We start from the raw sequence: 16,307 nt of genomic DNA on the forward strand, positions 1-16,307 counted from the left end.
TTCGAGACACCAAACTACCACGGGTCAGCGCAGGAGGGTCTCCGAAGTGTGCCCGCTCGCCTGCGCAGGCGTGCGTGGGCGGAGCCCGCGGACGGTGACCGGCCCTCCGATCGCGTGGTAGGTCCATCCGGCGTCGAGCCACATCTGCGGGTCCAGGCAGCGCCGGCCGTCGACGATGACCTTGGCGCGCACCACGTCGTCGAGTTCTTCCGGCGACATGTGTACGAACTCGGCCCATTCGGTGGCGATCACCACGACGTCAGCGCGGTCGCAGGCCTCACCGGCGGTGGCCGCGTAGCCGAGCATCGGATACATCCGACGCGAGTTCTCCAGCGCCTTCGGGTCGAAGACGGTCACCGACGCCCCGCGCAGCGCCAGTTGCCCGGCGACGCTGAGCGCCGGTGAGTCGCGCACGTCGTCACTCTCGGGTTTGAAAGCGGCGCCGAGGACCGCGATGTTGCGGCCGAGGACATCACCGCCGACGGCCTGCGCCACCAAATCGACCATGGCCGTGCGTCGTCGCATGTTGATGGCGTCGACCTCACGCAGGAATCCCAGGGTGCGCCGGGCTCCGAGTTCGTCGGCGCGCGCGGTGAACGCCCGAATGTCCTTGGGCAGACAGCCGCCACCGAATCCCAACCCGGCGTTGAGGAATCGTCGGCCGATGCGCTTGTCGTGCCCGATGGCGTCGGCGAGGGTGCTGACGTCGGCACCCACCACCTCACAGAGCTCGCTGATCGCGTTGATGAACGAGATCTTGGTCGCCAGAAACGCATTCGCCGACACCTTGACGAGTTCGGCTGTTGCCCAGTCTGTTTCGATGAACGGCACGCCGGTTTCGAGGATCTCCCGGTAGAGTTCGCCGATCACCGCGGCGGCCGACGACTCCAACGCGTCCGGGTCGGTGCCGAGCACGATGCGGTCGGGGGTCAGGGTGTCCTCCACCGCGAATCCCTCACGCAGGAACTCCGGACTCCACGCCAGTTCCACGGACACCCCGTCGGCGGCGAGTACCGCGATGCGCTGGGCGAGCGACGCCGCGGTCCCGACGGGGACCGTCGACTTCCCGATGATCAGGTGGTCGCCGCGCAGGACCGGCACCAGGGCGTCGACAGCTGCGTTGACGTGCGACAGGTCGGCGGCGTGCCCACGCGGTTCCTGCGGGGTCCCGACGCCCAGGAAGTGCACCGACGCATGCGCCGCGGCCTCTCGGTGATCGGTGGTGAAGGCGAGGCGGCCGGCGGTGATGTTGCGGCGCAGGATGTCGGTCAGTCCGGGCTCGAAGAACGGCACGTCACCGGCTTTCAGCCGTTCCACCTTCGCCGCATCCACGTCGACGCCGAGCACGTCATGTCCGAGTTCGGCCATACAGGCCGCGTGGGTGGCTCCGAGATATCCGCATCCGATGACGGTGAGCTTCATGGTCTAGTGACTACGCGCGCCGCCCTGCCGTCGGCCGACCATCACCTGGCCTGTCGTCGTCGGGTCGGTGAATTCCGCACCAACCGGTCCCCTGGCCGGCACCGCTGCTCGAGTTCGGCTGACGCCCACCGGGACCTGTGAACAGTCTCTGCTCGTCCACATGCCGTGGGGATACGTTGTGGCGGTGACGCGACCGAGTAAGTCCCAGATCAACAAGTGCGGCGAGTTGGTCAGGCAGGTGCGTTACGAGGGATTGGTTGTGTCGCCAGCTGAACTGGAGTCTGCGATCCGCAGTCATAACCGACTTTCGCGCCGAGCACTCCTACCCGTTGCTGAAGGTCCGGCTCGGCTTGTCGAGCATGATTCGGACTGAACGATGTGACCCTGTCGTCAGTCAACGCTTGAAGCGGGTGCCCCGCATCGTGAGAAAACCTCATCGAACAATCGGTTCATCAAGTGGGCGTACGCAGTTGGCGAGGTTGGAAGACATTGGTGGAGTTCGTGCTGTCCTACAGGACCGGACAGAACTGGACAGAATACGTCGACGCATCGAGCGAAACTGGCGCGACGAGTTCAAACGCACTCGTGATTACATCGCGGTACCCAAAGAGGTTGGGTATCGGGCGGTGCACTACGTCGTCGTGAGAGATGGACGCGCGATCGAGGTCCAACTTCGGACCCGTGGGCAGCAGCAGTGGGCCGACGCTGCCGAATCGGCAGACGCTCGACTGTCGGGCGTCGGTGTAAACCTCAAAGACGGTGAAGGACCCGCGGAGATGATCGAGTACTTCGCAGCGGCGGGTGAATTGATTTTTCTTCGCGAGTATGGTTTGGAGATACCCTCGTCGGTACACGACCGCTTCCGTGCTGCCCGGCGGGCTGTAGTTGAAGCGGGCTACTACAACGCATGAGGGTCGCACTCGACGGAAAGGTGGCCATGGCCAAGCACGGCGACGACTCGGTTTACTTCCTGCTGGTCTACAGCGTCGATGACGGCCGGCTGGTCGACGATCCCGCCGAGTTCGTCGACCGCGAGGAAGCGATCGAGCGCTATGACGCTACCGAACGGCTCTACCGCGGCAAGCTCAATCGATATGAGATCGTTCTGATCGCTGCTGACAGCATCGAGACTGTGATGACCACTCACGGTCACTACTTCCAGGCATCCAACGATTCGATGTTCTCCGAATTCCTCGCTGACGCCTGATCTAGCCATCTCAGCCCGCCGACCCACCGAAGTTGAGATACGCCTTCGACGGCGTCGGCCCCCGTTGTCCCTGGTACTTCGATCCGACCGCAGCGCTGCCGTACGGGTTCTCCGCGGGGCTGCTGAGCCGGATGAGACACAGCTGCCCAATCTTCATCCCCGGCCACAACGTGATCGGGAGATTGGCGACGTTGGACAGCTCGAGTGTGATGTGCCCGGAGAAGCCCGGGTCGATGAAGCCGGCGGTGGAGTGCGTGAGCAGACCCAACCGCCCCAGTGACGATTTCCCTTCGAGGCGGCCGGCCAGGTCGTCGGGCAGGCTGCACACCTCGAGCGTGGACCCGAGCACGAACTCGCCCGGATGCAGCACAAACGGCTCGCCGTCGGCGGGTTCGACGAGACTCGTCAGCTCATCTTGGCGTTGCGCGGGGTCGATGTGGGTGTAGCGGGTGTTGTTGAAGACCCGGAACAGGCCGTCGAGACGTACGTCGACGCTGGACGGTTGCACCAGAACGGGGTCGAAGGGCTCGATCCCGAGGCGTCCGTCGGCGATCTGGGCACGAATGTCGCGATCGGAGAGCAGCACGTTTGCGAGGTTATCCGACGGGCGCCGGCGACCTGGAGGTGACCGCGAGGCGAACGACATTCGACCACTTCGAGCAGATGTGCCGACCGCCCCGCCAACGGCCCCGAATGGCTTTACAGTGTTGTTCGCAGCGCTCACGATCGGCCGTTTGATGGCCGGCCACCGGGGACGGTTGCTGTCAGAACGGGGAGAGCTCGATGGTCGGGGTTCAGGTGGGGTGGCGGCGCATCGTCGTCGCGGGGGTGTCGATGGCGTTGGCTCTGTCGATCGCGCTGACGGCCGGCGAGCGGGGTTTCACCGCTGCCGCCGCACCGAAGAGCGACCGTCCGGCCGCTCCGACGGAGTGCGTCGGCTCGCGGTTCGCGACGCTCGGTGCCGTCTACGACGCCGTCTTCGACTCCTTCCTGCCGATGATGCCCGCCCAGATCCGTGATCGGTCGGCGGCCATCAAGGCACGAGCGCATCGGGATATGGGCGCGCTGCGGATCTCGACGCTGGCGGTGTCGGCACATCCCTACGATCTGGGTGCCGACGACCGCGATCCGATCATGAAGTACCGGGACCCGATCTCGCAGTGGATCGTCACCCAGCTGGTGAACGTCCGCGACGGCCGCGAGGGTCAGGCCATCACGGTGGAGAATCTCACGGTGGCGCAGGCGGTGGAGACCGTGTGGCTGTATCTCTATGTGACGGTGATGGTTCCGCTGACGATCGCACGTCGGACCATCCCGTCCATCGCGACCATCGCCGGGCCGCTGACCGTGGGCACGCTCATCTCGCTGCCGATCTTCCTGGGCGTGTACGGTGCCACCGCGCTCTACACCAACCTCAGCCAGAAGCTCGTGTCCGCATGCATCGTGTCGGTGACCGCGTCGCAGAAACGCAACGCGGGCAAGCCGATCAAGGATTTGCGATTCGCCAACTCGGTGCCGGCGATCGTTCGGGACATCGCGTCACAGGTGTCCGTCGCCGACGCCGACTCCTGCCGGCCAGTCGGCGATCTCCCGGTGTCGCGGATCGTCGACCGCACCTCCCGTTACCTGCAGGCCATCACCCGCGACGCCGCCGCCGACCGTCAGATCGCCGATCTCACCGGCCGCGTTCAGCACTTCCTGCGTTCACATCGTATGCACCACAACCTGATTCCCGCCGATCCGGCCGACTTCTCCAGCGGCGAGGGTGCGCTCTCACAGATCGGCAACTTCCTCATCCCCTACGTCGGTGGCGCACCCCTCGACATCGCGATCGGGCTCAATCACAATCTGCGCGAAGGACATATCGGCGAGACCGTGCCGATGTCGGATCTCACCGTCACCAAGAGTCTGACCGCCGCCTACTACACCTACGCATTGACCGCCCACATGGTGGAGCTGGTGTGGCGCTACGGCGCCTCCGACCCCACGGCCTCCCTGATCAACTCCCTGGTCCCGGGCCTCGGCGTCACCGCCGACATGATCCCCCGCAGTACCGGAATCCTAGGCGCCCCAAACCTTTACGGGCTCGTCGTCTACCACAACGTCCTGCGTTCGCTCTGCCTGACCGAGGATCGCCGCCCGGCTTCGACGCCGCGCTGGTAGGCCGCCAGCGGGTTGAGCCGCAACCAACCCATTAGCTGGTTGAGCCGCGACGGTCGAGCGCAGCGAGACCGCCGCGCGTCGAAATCAAGCCGCAATAACCATCGAAACCTACCCCGACCAGCAGCTCAGGAATTGTCGGACCCCCTTCGTACTATGGGCACAAAGGTTCGAAGAGAACCCCAACACCCTCGGGGGAGGTGACCACCACGACCACACCAGCACCGGCAACCGAACCAGCACCGGCAGCCGCGGGATCACCATCAACCACCCCCTGGGCCGCGTTGCCACCCGAACTGCTCAACCACATCGACCCCGCCTACCCCCACGAAGACGACATGGTCGCCCTCCTCGGCGGCCTGGCCGAACAACGCCGCGGCCAGGCCTACCTCGCCTGGACCCAATACCAAACACTGGGCGTGCTCTACGACCGGTTGGTCGCCGCCCGCGAAGACCGCGACGGCCTCCTCGTCGACGGCTTCGCCGACGCCGTGGCCCACCTCTGCGGCGTCTACGCCATCAGCCACTTTCGCGCCCAAGAACTCCTCAACGACGCCATCGCCCTGCGCGACCGCCTCCCCGACACCTTCACCTGCCTACGCGACGGCATCATCACCGCCGACCAAGCCCACCTCATCATCACCCGCACCGACCTCCTCGAAGTCGACAACCCCCACACCCCCCACATCGACACCGACATCGCCACCACACTGCGCGGCACAACCGGCACCTGGAAACGCGCCCGCCTACGCGACATGACCGACCGCATGATCTTCCGCCACGACCCCACCCTCATCCGCGAACGCCGCAAAGACGCCCTCGCAGGTCGCGGCGTCTGGACCGACAACCGCGGCGACGGCACCGCCACCCTCACCGCCGCCATGTCCGCCGAAAACATCCGCCTCGCCGACGCCGCCATCACCGCCCTGGCGAAGTCGGCCTGCGACCACGACGACCGCACCCACCAACAACGCCGCGCCGACGCGGCCTTCGCCCTACTCACCGGCACCCGGTTCGAATGCCACTGCCGACGCGACGACTGCACCGCCGTCATCCCCGACCCCGAGACCATCCCGCCCGCCGACCCCACCATCGTCATCCACGTCGTCTGCAACCAAGCCGCCCTCACCCCACCCCACAACCAACCCGACGCAGGCGAACAGACCGACAGCGAGCAGACCGACAGCGACCAGCAAGCCGACAGCGGCACCGGCGACGCCGACACCGATACCGAGGTGGAGATCGGTATCGGGTTCATGGACGGACACGGCATCATCTCCGACGACCATGTCCGTGACCTCGCCCAACGCCCCGACGCCGTCATCCGACCCCTCGTCCCCGACGGCACCCCCACCAACGACGACGGCACCGTCACGCTGCCCGCCCATCAACCCGCCGACCCCTACCGGCCCTCCACCGCATTGGATGAAGACGTCCGGATCCGCGATGGTTACTGCGCTGATGCTGGCTGCGAACGCTCCGCCTGGACCGCCGACCTCGACCACGTCACCGAGTACGACCACCACCACCCGCATGAGGGTGGACAAACCACCGAGGCCAACCTCAACGCCAAATGCCGATTCGGGCATATCCAGAAAACCTTCGGCGACTGGACCGACGACCAATACCGCGACCCCACCACCGGCCGACTGGTCACCCGCTACATCACCCCGTCGGGCTACATCATCGACGGGGACGCCGAAACCTTCGAAGACACCTTCCCCGGCCTACGCCGCATCATCTTCCGCCCACCCGACACCCCCACCCGACGCCAACGCCGCCGCAAACACTTCGACGACCACACCCGCATCAACCCCACCCGACGCGCCGGCACCCGCGCCGCAAACAAACACGCCCGCCGCCGCGCCGAACGCCACCGCAACCGCAGCCGCCACAACCACGACCACAACCACAACCACAACGGCGACCCACCCTTCTAACCCCCACCCACCAGGGCCACCCCACCAGCCGAAACACACACCCCGTGCCTCGGCAGTAGAACGCTGCCCGCGTTTGCTAGCATTGCCGACGCGGGTCTCACCGGCCCGCACGCCGATGTAGTTCAATGGCAGAACATCAGCTTCCCAAGCTGAATACGCGGGTTCGATTCCCGTCATCGGCTCCACCATCACCGCAAGTAGAGCGGCTCTCGCACCTTCTAGGTGACATTGATCGCTGGGCGCTCGTGCCGCTAACCGCAGACGCAACTCATGCGGCGTCGCCCTCGGAAGGTAGTTGCGCGACACGATGTGCCGCGGCGGCCCGAATTTGCGCGACGCGATTGTCCATGCGCCATTGCGTACCTCTCGGGATGTCAACAAAGTGGTATGGACCCCGCGGTTGATGGCGCAGGCGGCCGAGTTTGACGTCGGTCCGGAGTGCATCAGAGATGGCCTTGGAGGGCCGGCCGTTGATGACAAGGTGTTGACGTTGAATTTCGGCAACGAGTTCGGGCACGGTCATCGTTCCCTCTCTGCGCAGGGCAAGGAGAAGGACATAACGCAGTTCGATGGTGCGCAGCGGAGATGGAGCCATGAGTCGAAGTTTCACACGGGCTACCGACAGTGGTTGCTGCAGAACGCTTGTCGCACAGACGCGGGCAGATAGGGTTTGTGGTCCATGGTTGGGGCCCTGTTGAGTCTCGATGACCAGACCTGGCGGACCGAGTTCGATACACCCGCCGAACTGCCGATTCACCCCCGCCTCGATCGTCATCAAGGTAGCGGCCGACCATCCGGCCGCGCGACGATGGTTCGAGGAGGACACCATGCACTACGCACTGCTACTGAACAACGCCGAACCCGAGCCGGGAGATGTCCCCGAGCAAGTCATCCGCGAGATGCAGGAGGCGATGGCCGCTTACACCGAGGCACTGCACTCGGCGGGGGTCTTCGTCGCCGCCGAGATCATGGAGCCGATCGCTCAGACCAAGACGGTGACCCGCCGCGACGGTGAACTGCGCGTCCAGGACGGACCGTTCGCCGAGACGCGCGAATCACTCGCCGGCGTCTTCGTCATCGACGTGCCCGACGAGGACGCCGCATTGGCCTGGGCGGAACGGCATCCCGCCACGCAGTACGCCGTCCTCGAGGTACGACGCGTCGCCGCATCGTGCGTGGACGGCTCCTGGGCGAGCTGATGGCAGACACCGAGCAGGCGCGGGAGTCGGCCGAGGCCACGGCCCGCGCCTGCTATGGGCGGCTGCTGGCGATGCTGGTCGCCGAGAACCACGATGTCGCCGCCGCCGAAGACGCACTCGCCGACGCCTTCGAACGCGCGCTACGGACCTGGCCGGTCGAGGGAATTCCGCAACGCCCCGAGGCATGGCTACTCACCGTGGCACGCAATCGTCGTCGCGACCTGTGGCGCTCCGCCGCCTGGCGGACGTCGGTCCCACTCGACCCACGGCTCGACGATCGGGCCGCCCAACCCGCCGACACCAGGGACCGTCGCCTCGAACTGCTCCTCGTCTGCGCACACGAGGCGATCCCGCCGGCGATGCGAACGCCGTTGATGCTGAACACGATCCTCGGCTACACCGCCGCGCAGATCGGGCTCGCCTTCGCCGTACCGCCGACCACGATGGCGTCGAGACTCGTGCGCGCCAAGAAGCAGATCAGGCGGGACCGCATTCCCTTCACCGTCCCCGATGATCACGAACTGCCCGACAGACTCGCCCCGGTACTCGAAGCCATCTACGGCGCCTTCAGCATCGAGTGGCCGAATCTGTCGCGCGCCCGCCAGGCGCTCATCCTCGGGCTCGGCGAGGTCGTCGCCGACGTGGCGCCCGCAAGCGCCGAGGCGCACGGACTCGCCGCGTTCATGTGCCTGTCGAGCGCTCGCCTGGCCGCTCGGGCAGACGTCGACGGCCGGTATGTCCCACTGCCGCAACAAGACCCGACTTCCTGGGACACCGCACTGATCGCCCGCGGCCATTCCCATCTGCGTGCCGCGCACCGGATCGGCGAGGTCGGCCGCTTCCAGCTCGAAGCCGCCATCGCCGCCGTGCACTGCGCACGAACACCCGGCGGTGAGACCAATTGGCCGGCGCTCCGCCGACTACACGTCTCCCTGCAACGTCTGGCGCCGACCGTCGGCGGAGCCGTCGCCCTGGCGGCTGTCGTCGCGGAGACCGACGGGCCGGCGGCGGGCCTCGATCTCCTGAACCAGCTCGACGGTGCAGACCGGTATCAACCCGCATGGAGCACGCGCGCCAATCTGCTCGACCGTGTCGGTCGCGCAGACGACGCGGTCACCGCCTACGAACGGGCCATTGCACTGTCGACGGATCAGTCCGACCGCGACCACTTGACCAAACGTCGAGACGAACTCGCCGCAGCACAAGCGGCTCAATCGGACAGATGACCCACCTTTCGCGGAGAGTCGGACGACGTACTACCGTGCACGACATGCGACTCCGAGTTCTTTTCGTCTCGACAGCCATTGCAGCGGGCACCTTCGTCGGTCTCGTGGCCTCGACCTCTGCCCCCGCCGACGCCAGCACCCCGCGCCTTCACGGCGCCTGCTCGGTATCCGAGGTCGGCAAGTTCAGCTATACGGCCAGCGGCCAGAAGGTGCGCTGCACCTCCACCGGCGCGACCGGCACCAAGTGGGTTCCGGTCGCGCGATAGCGCGTCCGAGCCGTCTCACCGCCGAAGCGGCGACGTGCGGTGGTCGTGGCTGGGCACGATAGCCACGCGCTCACGCACCGAATACAGGCGGTGCAGCGTCTCCCACGCGATGTCGCGTTCGGCGTCGGCAAGCATCCCCGGATAAGACGCCTTCTGTCGGAACCGGTCGATCTGGAGATGGCTCCATACGGCGTCGCCGGCGAGCAGGGTCGGACCGGATGCCGTCTGAGCCAGGATCCCGACGCTGGCAGGCGTGTGCCCGGGCAGGTCGACGAGGATCACCGACCGGTCGCCGAAGAGGTCGAGGCTGCGGGTGAAGGTCAGGATCGGTGGGCCGTCGAGGTCATAGAGCGTCACCGGCCGATCCCGGAGCGCGGGACGAACACCACCCTGCGGCGCGAGTCGCTCACCCATCATCCACGTGTGCTCCGGCCGATTCAGGTGCACCGGTAGGCCGGGAAGATCGAGCAGTCCCGCGACATGATCCCAGTGCAGATGGGTGGGCAGCGCGAAGTCGACCGCCGTCTCGTCGATCTCGGCGAGGACCAGTGCGCGCCGGATGTCGATGACGTCACGCCCAGGCGTGACGACGACGCGCAGGGCCCACGGCAACTCGGCAACCGCACGGCCGACGACGTCGACACAGACACCGGGGTCAACCAGGAAGGTCGCCTCGGGATGCCGGACGACGAAGGCGTTGATCAGATTGGCGGTCCGAATCGGCTGCCAGACACCCTCAGCGATCCCGGCGGTAGGGACCATGCGCGGTCGTTGGGGAAGCGTGATGATCTCGACGGTCGTGCTCGAATCGGGCAACCCGCGATCGGTCAGAGAGGCCAGGAGGCGTTCGTCGGGTCGTCGCGGATGCGCGAGACCGACGGGTAGGCCGGCGAGGGCCCGGCAGCACGTGAGCAAACCCGGTCGGACGACCTCGTGGGCCTCGTTCATACAAACATCATCCCTGCTTTCGCGGGATAGCCCCCTAAGCGAACCAGCTCAGCCCGCCCGCTCCACCCGCGACCGATCCGGCACCCGATCCAACCCGAGGTGTCCGCGCAGCGTGGTGGCGGTGTACTCGTGTCGGAACAGGCCGCGCCTTCGCAGGATCGGAACCACGTGGTCGACGAACAACTCCAGCCCCGATGGGAACACGTCGGGCATGAGGTTGAAGCCGTCGACGGCACCGGCGACAAACCATTCCTCGATGGCGTCGGCGAGTTGCTCGGGTGATCCGACGACCAGCCGATGCCAACTGATGACCCGCTCCAGGAGTTCGCGCACGGTGAGCCGCTCGCGGCGCGCAACGTTGACGACGATATCGCGGGCGCCCTGCGACCCGGGTGACGCGTGCGTACCGTCGATCAGCCACTGCGGCAGCGGTTCATCCCACTCGAGCTCACCCGGGTCGACGCCGAGCTGTCCGACGAAATGGGCCAGACGACGCTCACCGGCGAGCGCGTTCAGCTCGTCGTTGCGGCGACGCGCCTCCTCCTCGGTGCTGCCCAGCACAAACGACAACCCCGGCATGATCCGCACCGCATCGCGTGGCCGCCCGTAACCGACACTGCGCCTTCGGATCTCCTCCGCATTGCGCAACGCGTCGGGGAGCGACGCCTGCGCGGCGAAGACGCCGTCGGCGTAGCGCGCGGCCAGATCCAGACCACTGCTCGAGCCACCGGCCTGGAACAGCACTGGATGTCCCTGCGGTCCGCGGGGCAGGGTCAGCGGCCCGTTGACGCGGAAGAACCGGCCGCGGTGCCCGATCGGGTTGATGGCACCCACCCGGCTGAACGCACCAGAGTGCTTGTCCCCCAATACCGCATCGTCGTCCCAGGAATCCCACAGGGCGGTGACCACCTCGACGAATTCGGCCGCCCGGGCGTAGCGGTCGGCACGGCCGGGTGCCGCGTCGTCGCGTCCCGGTCCGCCGAAGTTGTCCCAGGCGTAGGGGTCCGAACTCGTCACCACGTTCCATGCCGCCCGACCCCGCGACAGGTGATCGAGCGTCGCGAACCGCCGCGCCAGATTGTAGGGCTCCTCGAAAGACGTCGACACCGTACCGATGAGGCCGAGATGGCTGGTCGCCGACGCCAGCGTCGACAGCAGCACGATCGGGTCGACGGCGAGCGGCGGCGCGGTCAGCGGTGCATCCGGAGGCTGGAACAGCGACGGCGAGTCGGCAAGGAAGATCGCATCCAGCGTGCCCCGCTCGGCGAGCTGCGCGATTCCGATCCAATAGGACGGGTCCACAAAGGAATTGGGATCGCTGTCCGGGAACTGCCAGGCCGCCGGGTGCATCCCATCGGAGAGGACATTGAGACCGAAGTGCAACTGCCGCTCGGTCATGCCGTCACCGGCTGCGCGGGCAGCGCCAGCTTCTTGACCTCCGGGTCGGTGGCGATGAACTGCTGTACCCGCGGGTCGTTGAAAGCCTTGATCAGGTTCTTGATGTTGTCGGTCCCCGTGTAGTCGCTTCCCACCGTGAGTATCGACGCGAACTCGTCGGGCGACTTCGGCGCAAAGATCAGTTTGTCCTCCGGGACACCCGCTGCCAGAAAGCTTTCCGCATAGCCGACGATGGCGTCGAGGTCGGCGAGCGACCGCGGCTGAGCGCCGAAGTCGAGCAGCGTGAACTGCAGGTTCTTGGGGTTGGTTGCGATGTCGCGCTGGGTCAGCGCGGTGACGTCGGCACCGGGCCGCAGCGTGATGAGTCCCGCCTGCGCCAGATACCAGATCCCCTGGGCCTCATTGGCCGGGTCGGCGAGCAGGGAGATCTTCGCGTTCTGCGGAATGTCCTGGGGCGTCGCATATTTGTCCGACCAGATGCCGAACACCCAGTGGAAGATCGGCCCGGTGCCCGCCTCCTCGTGAAAGTCGGGATTGGCGTCGAGCACCTGCTGTAGCCAGTGCCGGTGCTGAAAGATGGTGCCCGCGTAGGTGCCGTCGCTGACGGCACGGTTGATCTGGTTGGAGTCACCGAGACCCACCGCTCCGACCTTGATGCCGTAGCCGCCGGCGATGTTGTTGCTGACATACTCGATGATCTTCTGCTCGGCGGGGTTGGAATCGAGGTAGACCACATTCAACGTGGCCCCGGCCGTCGTGTTCGCCGATTCGGAGCCGCCGGCGTTGCGGTAGATCACGAACCCGGCGACCAGTGCGGCGATCACCAACACACCCACGACCCACGGCCAGCGCTTGGGGCGGACGATGTCGAACCCGTTGGTGTTGGCATCCAGGGTGGTCGATGGCCCGGTGGTCGATTTCCCCGTGGTCTCCGGCGATGTCTGCGGCATGGAACTTCCTCTGTGGTCGGGTAGCTCGAAGAATCCTGAACGAATCGTCCGCACACAGAAACCATTTGGATCAGACCAGGCAGAATGGACACGATGACCGCTTCGTCCCACCGGGCTGGAGTTCTTCCCGCACCTGATCAGTGATCCGTTCTCCGACGGCCTCACCGCGGCGTTCACGTTCGCGCTGATCTGCTGTGTGCTCGGCGCCATCGCGTCGCTGTTCACCGGCGGACCCCGCAAGGCCGTGGTGCCCGAGACCGTCGGCGCCGAACTCGCCGCCATCGCCGCCGACGCCGGGGTGGGGACACCCGCGGAGCTGGTCAACGGGGTGGAATCGACGAGCCCGTCGCAGCCGGCGCGTCATCGGCTGACGTCGGCCGGAGAAGCGGTGACCAGGACGGAGCGGCCCCGCATCGCGGGCCTCATCACCGCGGGCGATGGCGGTCGCGCCACCGATCCGGCGATCACCGTCTCGGTGGCCGGTGATCTGGTGTTCCGACGCGACTTCACCCTGACAGGCGGGACCTCGCTACGCGGCACGGTGCGCGACGCTCACCGACCGTTGCCGGCGAATCTCGTTGTGACCGACCAGTCCGGCGTGGGATCGCCCGGTCCCAGGCCGAGCCCGACGGAACGTTCTCGGTCACCGGTCTCACGGTCGGCGACACCGTCGCGGTGACCGCGTCGGGGTCGAGATCGTGTTGTCGGCGACCGGTGGCGTGCAGGGTCATGTGCGGACCGTCGACGGGACACCGCTCGTCGGGGCAACGGTCTCGGCGATCGGCCCCGATCAGACGATCGTCGCGTCGGTGACCACCGACGACGACGGCCGCTACCGCATCGAGGGGCTCACCGACGCCCAGTTCACCCTGGTCGCCAACATGTACGAGCCGACCGCGGTGCAGGCCCGGGTCATCGCCGGTGAACGCACCAGCGTCGACATCGGGCTCGGCGGCGAACGCCCGTCGGCACGGCAGTTCTGACAGCTAGGCAGTCCCGACACAGCGGTGCGCGGCACATCCCGAGAAGATGTGCCGCGCACCGTATTCCACGTCAACCCAGGTGGTGAGAGGGGATCACCCGAGGCTGAACGGCTTGCCGTAGAAGGTCAGGACCTGCTCGGCGTTGCTGGTGATCACGTAGACCACCGCCATCGACCGTGCCTGCGCGTAGCCGGCGCAGCCACTGATCTGCATGGTTTCGTTGGTGTAGCCGAGACGAGCGTGGTCGGTGCTCTTGTAGGTCACCTTCGGCGAGTGTTTCTGGTTGCCGCAATCATCGGCGCTCTCGACATCGTTGATGTAGTAGTTGACCGCCTGCCCGGGGCCGACACTGATGGTCGCACCGCCACCGACGGCGCCGGTCGGTGTGCCCGTGGACGGAACAGAGCCATTTTCGTTGCCCGAGTTGGTGAGTCCCGAGATGTTGACCTGACAGCCCACCACGTAACCGGCCTGGATCTTGATCTTCTTGGCGTCCTTGCTGGTGTGCACCGAATAGGTGCCCGAGACCCACGCGTTGCGGTGTAGCGGCGTACCGCCGAGGGACGGGTTGATGATGGCCCGCTCCCCGGTCCTGGTCACCGAGACGACGGTGCCGTCTCCCATGGTGAGGCGATCGGTCTGGGACGGAAGTACCACATGGACGTCGGCACCGGCGGTCGCCGGTACGGCGAGGGTGGCGCAGGCCGCGGCGATCAGCGCGCCTCCGGCGAGGCCGAGCCGCTTGAAGCTGAGTTTCATTGTTTCCCTACTGTCTTCGTGAATGGGGTGGCGGTCTCGTCAGCCGATGGAGAACGGCTTGCCGTAGAGGTTGACCTTCTGATGGTCGGTGCCGGTGGTCTCGACGGTCACATAGGACCGGGCCTGCGCGTAACCGGCACAGTTCTGGATCTGCAGTTGCACACGGTCGTAGTTGAAGTAGTAGGTGCCGGCCTTCTCGACGTCCTTGTAGTCGATCTGGACGAATACGACCTGCCCGGGCGTGATCGGCACGCTCAGCGTGCCCGTACCACTGGGCACGCCGGTCGAGTTGATGCTCCCGGTGACGCCGGTGGTGACACCGTTGACGTTGACCTGACACCCCACGATGTAGCCGGCGGACAATGTCGCCGCGGCGCCGTCGGTGGAGGTACCCCCAGTACCCGGGGCCGTCGATTCGCCCAGCGGACCGTTGTTGGGTCCGGCCGGCGATGCTTTCAGATTCGGTGCGGCCAACGTGATGTCGGCGCTGACCCAGGCGGTCCGTCCGAGTCCGTTGGCAGCCAACGACGGTGAGATCTGGGCTGATTCGTGACTGCGGGTCAGGGTGAGCCCCGCTCCGTGCGCGGTCCCTCCGGGTAGCCGCACAAAGGCGTCCGCGTGCGCGGGGGCTGCCACGCTCGCACAGACACCCACCGCAGCTGCTGCCGACACCCAGGCGACGAGTGCGGCCCGGCCGGCCAGACCCCGCCCGATGCGCGTTCCACGGCCACGCAGAGATGACTCGATGGTGCTCATGTGTTCTCTCGAAATATCCTGTCGGTCAACGGCTTCGGCGACGTCGGGCGAAGCGTACTGTGATGCGGGGGAACAGATGGTGAACAGCGCGAGGCGGGCGGCCGTCGATCAGTACCGCGTGAGGCAAAGTGCCTGAACTCACTAATCTGTTGCGCTACAGCATAACTCGACAATCAGGACGGTTCGGACAACCTGGGCATCGGCAGATGGCTACGGTTCACACGCCTGCGTCACCCATACGACGTGGATCGGCAGCCCCCGCCAGACATGACCGGCGGCCTCGGACGCGGTGGCGACCACCACCGCAAACGGATGATGATATTCGAGTTCCACCAGTGTGCCGCCCACCGGACTCGGCGCAGACCCCGAGACGACGTCGAGCCGCTCCGCCGGAAGCGCGATCGGCCACCCGCTGGAACCGGATATCTGCGCCGCCGTCAACGCGGTGGCGGCAAAGCCGTCGCGGCCGAACCAGCACTGCGAGGCCTGCCCCGCGCAGACAGCGCCACGGGACGGACCGAGGCGAGCACTCAGCGCCTCGGCCAGCACACCCCAGTAGCCGAGCCCGTACGTCATGATGTCGTAGGTCTCGGCCACCACCCACGACGGTATGAGTGCGCAATTATGTTGCTGCTCAACGGAATTCCGTGGGACGCCATCTGGCCGGCGTCGACGACATCACCGAGCAGTTCGACGAGCCGCTCGTCATCGACCTCACGGCTCAGCGACAACGACACCGACAGGCGCGCGCCCGGGTGCGGGTTGCGCATCATCGCGAACAACACCTCCCGCGCCCGCCCCGGTGACGGCGTGACGTGGCCGTTCCGAGCGCCGGCCGCTCCAGCGAGCAACGCCAGTGGCGCCCACAGCCCCAGCGGCGAGATTCCCGCATGCGGGAACACCGGAGGGGCCGCAGCGTCGGCGTCCCCTATCTCGGCGAGGGTGGCACGCACACCGTGGAACCGCGCGCCCAGCTCCGCGAGTGCGTCTGCGATCTCGGTCATCATCCCCCGGAAGAGTTCCATCCGACCGATCCCGCCCGGTCGCCCGCAGTGCAGACTACCCGTGCGCGACGTCCGGCTAGGCTCACCGA

General features: G+C 66.5%; 17 protein-coding genes, 1 tRNA gene and 1 pseudogene. 9 read left to right on the top strand and 10 right to left on the bottom strand.

Annotation, left to right across the window (positions count from 1 at the left end; genetic code table 11):
- Nucleotides 1–24 precede the first annotated feature (24 nt).
- Nucleotides 25–1,422 (bottom strand): UDP-glucose dehydrogenase family protein, encoded by a 1,398-nt coding sequence (locus GBRO_RS21585; RefSeq protein WP_012835978.1) that lies wholly within the window; start codon nucleotides 1,420–1,422, stop codon nucleotides 25–27.
- Between the two features lie 359 nt (nucleotides 1,423–1,781).
- Here GBRO_RS21585 and GBRO_RS25530 point away from each other — a divergent pair, with 359 nt between their 5' ends.
- Together GBRO_RS25530 and GBRO_RS21595 are read left to right on the top strand one after the other, a co-directional pair.
- Entirely contained in the window at nucleotides 1,782–2,333 is a 552-nt protein-coding gene (locus tag GBRO_RS25530) for a RelA/SpoT domain-containing protein (protein ID WP_115311732.1), read from the top strand.
- Nucleotides 2,330–2,629, top strand: coding sequence for a hypothetical protein (locus GBRO_RS21595; protein ID WP_012835979.1), 300 nt, complete (start codon nucleotides 2,330–2,332; stop codon nucleotides 2,627–2,629). Before GBRO_RS25530 ends, GBRO_RS21595 begins: the two co-directional genes overlap by 4 nt.
- 10 nt (nucleotides 2,630–2,639) lie before the next feature.
- On the opposite strand, the gene dcd is transcribed toward GBRO_RS21595, so the two are convergent.
- Nucleotides 2,640–3,215 (bottom strand): dCTP deaminase, encoded by a 576-nt coding sequence (dcd, locus tag GBRO_RS21600; RefSeq protein ID WP_012835980.1) that lies wholly within the window; start codon nucleotides 3,213–3,215, stop codon nucleotides 2,640–2,642.
- Between the two features lie 197 nt (nucleotides 3,216–3,412).
- On the opposite strand from dcd, the gene GBRO_RS21605 reads away from it, so the two are divergent.
- From GBRO_RS21605 to GBRO_RS21615, 3 genes are all read left to right on the top strand, one after another.
- The gene (locus GBRO_RS21605; protein WP_012835981.1) at nucleotides 3,413–4,792 is read left to right on the top strand and encodes a hypothetical protein; all 1,380 of its coding nucleotides are present in this window, start codon (nucleotides 3,413–3,415) and stop codon (nucleotides 4,790–4,792) included.
- A gap of 197 nt (nucleotides 4,793–4,989) precedes the next feature.
- Entirely contained in the window at nucleotides 4,990–6,729 is a 1,740-nt protein-coding gene (locus GBRO_RS21610; protein ID WP_012835982.1) for a DUF222 domain-containing protein, read from the top strand.
- A gap of 111 nt (nucleotides 6,730–6,840) precedes the next feature.
- Nucleotides 6,841–6,914 (top strand) — tRNA-Gly (locus tag GBRO_RS21615).
- Between the two features lie 83 nt (nucleotides 6,915–6,997).
- Here the strand turns inward: GBRO_RS21615 and GBRO_RS25535 are convergent.
- Nucleotides 6,998–7,324 carry a hypothetical protein gene (locus GBRO_RS25535; protein ID WP_012835983.1) on the bottom strand — a complete coding sequence of 109 codons (327 nt, stop codon included), beginning with the start codon at nucleotides 7,322–7,324 and terminating at the stop codon, nucleotides 6,998–7,000.
- Nucleotides 7,325–7,433: 109 nt separating this feature from the next.
- Here GBRO_RS25535 and GBRO_RS21625 point away from each other — a divergent pair, with 109 nt between their 5' ends.
- The 3 genes from GBRO_RS21625 to GBRO_RS21635 are packed head-to-tail and all read left to right on the top strand — an operon-like array spanning nucleotide 7,434 to nucleotide 9,420.
- Entirely contained in the window at nucleotides 7,434–7,928 is a 495-nt protein-coding gene (locus GBRO_RS21625) for a YciI family protein (protein WP_223372702.1), read from the top strand.
- Nucleotides 7,928–9,154, top strand: a complete 1,227-nt coding sequence (locus tag GBRO_RS21630; RefSeq protein ID WP_012835985.1) for an RNA polymerase sigma factor — start codon at nucleotides 7,928–7,930, stop codon at nucleotides 9,152–9,154. The genes GBRO_RS21625 and GBRO_RS21630 overlap by 1 nt, the downstream gene beginning before the upstream one ends.
- A 44-nt stretch (nucleotides 9,155–9,198) precedes the next feature.
- Nucleotides 9,199–9,420, top strand: coding sequence for a hypothetical protein (locus GBRO_RS21635; RefSeq protein ID WP_223372703.1), 222 nt, complete (start codon nucleotides 9,199–9,201; stop codon nucleotides 9,418–9,420).
- A 15-nt stretch (nucleotides 9,421–9,435) separates the two neighbouring features.
- Here GBRO_RS21635 and GBRO_RS21640 read toward each other — a convergent pair whose 3' ends face one another.
- The 3 genes from GBRO_RS21640 to GBRO_RS21650 are packed head-to-tail and all read right to left on the bottom strand — an operon-like array spanning nucleotide 9,436 to nucleotide 12,716.
- The gene (locus tag GBRO_RS21640) at nucleotides 9,436–10,368 is read right to left on the bottom strand and encodes an MBL fold metallo-hydrolase (RefSeq protein WP_012835987.1); all 933 of its coding nucleotides are present in this window, start codon (nucleotides 10,366–10,368) and stop codon (nucleotides 9,436–9,438) included.
- Nucleotides 10,369–10,416: 48 nt separating this feature from the next.
- On the bottom strand, nucleotides 10,417–11,766 hold the full coding sequence (locus GBRO_RS21645) for an LLM class flavin-dependent oxidoreductase (RefSeq protein WP_012835988.1): 1,350 nt from the start codon (nucleotides 11,764–11,766) through the stop codon (nucleotides 10,417–10,419).
- Nucleotides 11,763–12,716, bottom strand: coding sequence for a MetQ/NlpA family ABC transporter substrate-binding protein (locus GBRO_RS21650; protein WP_012835989.1), 954 nt, complete (start codon nucleotides 12,714–12,716; stop codon nucleotides 11,763–11,765). The genes GBRO_RS21645 and GBRO_RS21650 overlap by 4 nt, the downstream gene beginning before the upstream one ends.
- A gap of 109 nt (nucleotides 12,717–12,825) precedes the next feature.
- On the opposite strand from GBRO_RS21650, the pseudogene GBRO_RS25540 reads away from it, so the two are divergent.
- Nucleotides 12,826–13,699, top strand: a pseudogene (locus GBRO_RS25540) (carboxypeptidase regulatory-like domain-containing protein); the annotation flags it as partial.
- A 93-nt stretch (nucleotides 13,700–13,792) separates the two neighbouring features.
- On the opposite strand, the gene GBRO_RS21665 reads toward GBRO_RS25540, so the two are convergent.
- The 4 genes from GBRO_RS21665 to GBRO_RS21680 all read right to left on the bottom strand — a co-directional run bounded on the left by GBRO_RS21665 (nucleotide 13,793) and on the right by GBRO_RS21680 (nucleotide 16,239).
- Entirely contained in the window at nucleotides 13,793–14,458 is a 666-nt protein-coding gene (locus tag GBRO_RS21665) for an MspA family porin (protein WP_012835992.1), read from the bottom strand.
- Between the two features lie 39 nt (nucleotides 14,459–14,497).
- Complete coding sequence (locus GBRO_RS21670; RefSeq protein ID WP_012835993.1) at nucleotides 14,498–15,214, bottom strand: MspA family porin; 717 nt, start codon at nucleotides 15,212–15,214, stop codon at nucleotides 14,498–14,500.
- Between the two features lie 210 nt (nucleotides 15,215–15,424).
- Nucleotides 15,425–15,811 (bottom strand): hypothetical protein, encoded by a 387-nt coding sequence (locus GBRO_RS21675; protein ID WP_147290676.1) that lies wholly within the window; start codon nucleotides 15,809–15,811, stop codon nucleotides 15,425–15,427.
- Nucleotides 15,787–16,239, bottom strand: coding sequence for a hypothetical protein (locus GBRO_RS21680; RefSeq protein ID WP_012835995.1), 453 nt, complete (start codon nucleotides 16,237–16,239; stop codon nucleotides 15,787–15,789). Before GBRO_RS21680 ends, GBRO_RS21675 begins: the two co-directional genes overlap by 25 nt.
- Nucleotides 16,240–16,307 lie beyond the last annotated feature (68 nt).

This window comes from Gordonia bronchialis DSM 43247, assembly GCF_000024785.1.
Lineage (GTDB): Bacteria > Actinomycetota > Actinomycetes > Mycobacteriales > Mycobacteriaceae > Gordonia > Gordonia bronchialis.